The 3,679-nt window shown below is 40.8% G+C and carries 5 protein-coding genes; 4 read left to right on the plus strand and 1 reads right to left on the minus strand.

Annotation, left to right across the window (positions count from 1 at the left end; translation table 11 throughout):
• Positions 1–379 precede the first annotated feature (379 nt).
• Positions 380–580, minus strand: a complete 201-nt coding sequence (locus F6K51_RS35510; protein ID WP_075900035.1) for a hypothetical protein — start codon at positions 578–580, stop codon at positions 380–382.
• Positions 581–783: 203 nt separating this feature from the next.
• Here F6K51_RS35510 and F6K51_RS35515 point away from each other — a divergent pair, with 203 nt between their 5' ends.
• The 4 genes from F6K51_RS35515 (at position 784) to F6K51_RS35530 (ending at position 3,172) form a co-directional block, all read left to right on the plus strand.
• Positions 784–906 (plus strand): hypothetical protein, encoded by a 123-nt coding sequence (locus F6K51_RS35515; RefSeq protein WP_293030417.1) that lies wholly within the window; start codon positions 784–786, stop codon positions 904–906.
• A gap of 21 nt (positions 907–927) precedes the next feature.
• Entirely contained in the window at positions 928–1,455 is a 528-nt protein-coding gene (locus F6K51_RS35520) for a hypothetical protein (RefSeq protein ID WP_293030420.1), read from the plus strand.
• Entirely contained in the window at positions 1,403–2,218 is an 816-nt protein-coding gene (locus tag F6K51_RS35525; RefSeq protein WP_293030423.1) for a pentapeptide repeat-containing protein, read from the plus strand. The genes F6K51_RS35520 and F6K51_RS35525 overlap by 53 nt, the downstream gene beginning before the upstream one ends.
• A 498-nt stretch (positions 2,219–2,716) precedes the next feature.
• Positions 2,717–3,172 (plus strand): DUF6335 family protein, encoded by a 456-nt coding sequence (locus tag F6K51_RS35530; protein WP_293030426.1) that lies wholly within the window; start codon positions 2,717–2,719, stop codon positions 3,170–3,172.
• Positions 3,173–3,679: the final 507 nt, after the last annotated feature.

Raw genomic sequence — 3,679 nt, forward strand, 5'->3', positions numbered from 1 at the left:
GCAGTCTTGGGAAACCCCTATTCGTCTAATAATGGCTCTCACCACTCCTCTCCCAATCCTTGCCTAAATCCTAGTCTCTATCACCGTTTCGACTACTTTTGCCTAATGGATAGCTTAAAAAAGGGGGGCTGGGGGGGATCATAATCTTGCGGAAAACTTTGAAAACACGCCCTAGGGGGGCAAAACCATACCCAGAATCAGCAACGCCAAAAAAATAGCCGTAGAAATACTATCCACGGCTATTTAAATGACTTATGTCACTGAGTTCCCAAACCGAAACTGATGTGATCTTATTTGATTGAGCTTGGTCTTTCGGCCACCCTACGGGACCAGACCGGAGCCAAGGCTCTGGGGGGAAGCCCCCCCAGAAATTAAGGTGTTATGGCAACAGCCAATACTTCATCATGGTTGTCTTCACTTCCCCTGGAGTTTCAGTAGGTTCCAAAGGGCTCCAGTCGGCAATCTCCCCATAGCCAAGGGAATAAAACCTTTGCATACTATGGATTACGGCTTGACGAGGACCTTTTAGAGTGTGCTCAACAGGTTGTTTCTTGAAGTTTTGGTTAGAGTATTTTGACATAAGTCAGAACTTGAAATCATTGTGGCTTTATATTAATTATTGTAATGATTATAATTTAAGTTGTCAAGGGTTTTTATAAGTTTTTATTTGGAAGTTTTAGAGATAGTTAAAAAAAATGATTGGAGCAGGGAGACTATGTAATAATAATTGAAATTATAGCGTTTATAGGACTCATGATGTACATATAATTATTTTACTACTGGTTGTTCCCTGTTCCCTATTCCCTGTTCCCTGTTCCCTGTTCCCTATTCCCTATTCCCTGTTACCTATTCCCTGTTACCTATTCCTTATTGCCTATTCTCTGTTCAAAACTTCTGATGCTATAGTTATGCTAAATCAGCAAGACTATGACAGAGTTTAGCCAGGGTAATAAAACTAAAAAACTAACTATCGCCGCCTCGTCAAAAGGTATTGAAACAGCGAAAAAAGCTTTAGATAAGCTAGGGGTTGAGTTAAAAAATAACTTTCCCAAGTCACAAGGGATAAGTCACTATACAGTTACCAAATTTTTTAAATCAGAGCCCATTCAGCTTGATTTATTTAAACGGATATGCGAGGGATTGACCCTAGACTGGAAAGAAATTGCGGGAATAGCAGAAGAAAAATCATCAGAACAAGTAAACAAAAATGATGGCAGTAGCTCAGAGCCGGTGGAGGGTGTGGAGCAAAGTCAACCCCTGACGCACCAAGAGACTGTAATCCAGAGACAAAGTCAAGCAATTAAAGCTGTTCTTGTATTAGAAGGAGATATAAATTCAGTTCAACCTTCAAAACTGATTGAATCTATTTTACAACAATCTTCAGGATACACGATCAACATTATTGATATTAAAACCAAGCCGCTTAATCCTAGAGTGCTCTCAAGAGGCGATTGAACAGCTTGAAGCTCGGATAAAATCAGAAGACCTAAAAGAATTAAGCGGTTTTCCTATTAAAGATATTCAAATTTTGAACGAAAGGTCAGATGATGAAGAAAATAGCAACCTTGATCATAAATGGCGTCTAGTGCAAGAGATTGCCAGCAGTGGAGCTGTGGGTCGAGACTTGAGGGGTGCAGACCTCAGTGATACGGACCTCAGTAATACGAAGCTTAGTGGTGCTAATCTATGTGATGCCGACTTGAGTGGTGCTAATCTATGTGATGCCGACTTGAGTGGTGCGGACTTGATTCGTCCTAAGCTGAGTGATGCGGACCTCAGTGGTGCTAACTTGATTCGTGCTAACCTGATTGCTGCCAATCTTAGTGGTGCTAACCTCAGTGGTGCAAACTTGATCGGTGCTAACCTCAGTGGTGCAAATTTGATTGGTGCCAACCTGATTGGTGCCAACCTGATTGGTGCCAACCTTAGGGGTGCTGAGCTCAGTGCTACCAACCTTAGTGATTCCAATCTCAGTGGTGTTAACCTTAGTGGTGCCTTCCTGAATCCGATGAGGGTGTCTGGTGCCAACCTCAGTGGTACTAACCTCAGTGGTGCTAACCTCAGTGGTGCTAACCTTAATGGTGCCGACCTCACTCGTGCCCAGCTCAGGGATGCTAAAGTCAAAAATGCCCGATTCGCATATATTTTAGGAATTGATGAATCCACCAAGCTTGAGCTAATTAAAAGAGGAGCAATTTTTTATAATTTTCCAGCTTAACCCTCTGAAATTAGTTCTTGAAACATTACCAGTTATGTGTATTAAAAAAAAGCGATCGCTTTTTTTACATAACTGGTAATTCGACGGATAATTTATGTGTATTAAAAAAAAGCGATCGCATAACTTACATAACTGGTAATTAGTCTAAAGGTAGGTGAACCTAAAGGATAAATCCTAATTTTAAATTCTTCAGCTAGGGTTTAAACAAAGCGACCAATCACTTTTTTATAAAGTTCATATTCAGGGGAAGGATCCATGATTTCTAGCTTCCCAGGATTGTAGGTAAGGCGTAAGCAGCGATAGTTTTACAATTTATTGAGTAATGTTTAATAGTGTTGCTAACTGATCCCATAGCGTTATATTCCTTATAATGCTGGGGTAAAGGGAGTGATGGTCATAGGGAGAGTGCTTTGGAATTATAGTTATTTTAGCAGTACAATTTAATTAGAAGGAGACTAGTTATGAATCAAGCAATGACACTAATCAGGAGTAACGATTATGAAAGATTACAAGAACAACGATGTAGTCAACTCTTATGAAATTCTGAAACGAGAGGAAGGGTATACTGACAACCGTAATACAGAAGAAGTCTTTTTAGCAGACCTGACTGGAATAGAAGACCCTGACCGGATTTTTGAGGGTGTAGTTGACCGTGACACTGGGATGGGACGCACCTTGGAGAAGTTGAGAACTAGCAAACTATCCGGTGGCAATGTCACCGGTGGCGATATTTACGATAATTGGTATCAGGCTGAAGTAGTGGGTGAAGAAGCAGTTGGAGGAGAAACGCCCACTCCTGACCAAAATGTAACTGAAGACTTGCTGGAGTCCATGGGAATTTCTTCAGTTGATGGTGAAGCTGTCCAAACTCGAGACAAGTTAGAGGTTCGCGATCACCTCCGCTGGGAGCTGAACCCTGAATCTTCTGAAGATTACTCCCAACACTTGAAATAAGTTCCTGTTGGCAACGGATGGCTTAACGGATGTCAGGGATGGGGAGAGGGATTGATGGTTTTTTGCGAATCCATTAGTTTGGGAATTGATTAGTTTGGGAAGATCGGGACTTAAACTCTAAAAAACCTCTAAAAGAGGGGAGAGTTGCTGCCAACCTTAGTTTTCCCCTCTAGTTCAATCCCGATAAATCAGACAACTACAGCTAAGGATAAAATGATTATTTATACTCAAAAAAAATAAGTAATTTTCTGGCGGCTTCTGTGTTATATATATACTACATTTGAAGCATGTATTTGGGTTGATCAATTGGAAAAATTAACGTAAAGTCTTGAAAGTAATCTCAATCATAGAATAGTGAAACAAATTTTACTGAGAAGCTTTAAAGCTTTGGTGATGACAGTTATGTTGATGCTTTCGATAGTAGCATCACTGACTAGTTACCCCGATCTAGCCCTAGCCCAAACATATCTTAACTTCTCCAGATAGTGACCTCTAGGACGTCGGAAC

This window comes from Moorena sp. SIO3I8 (assembly GCF_010692325.1).
Taxonomy (GTDB): domain Bacteria; phylum Cyanobacteriota; class Cyanobacteriia; order Cyanobacteriales; family Coleofasciculaceae; genus Moorena.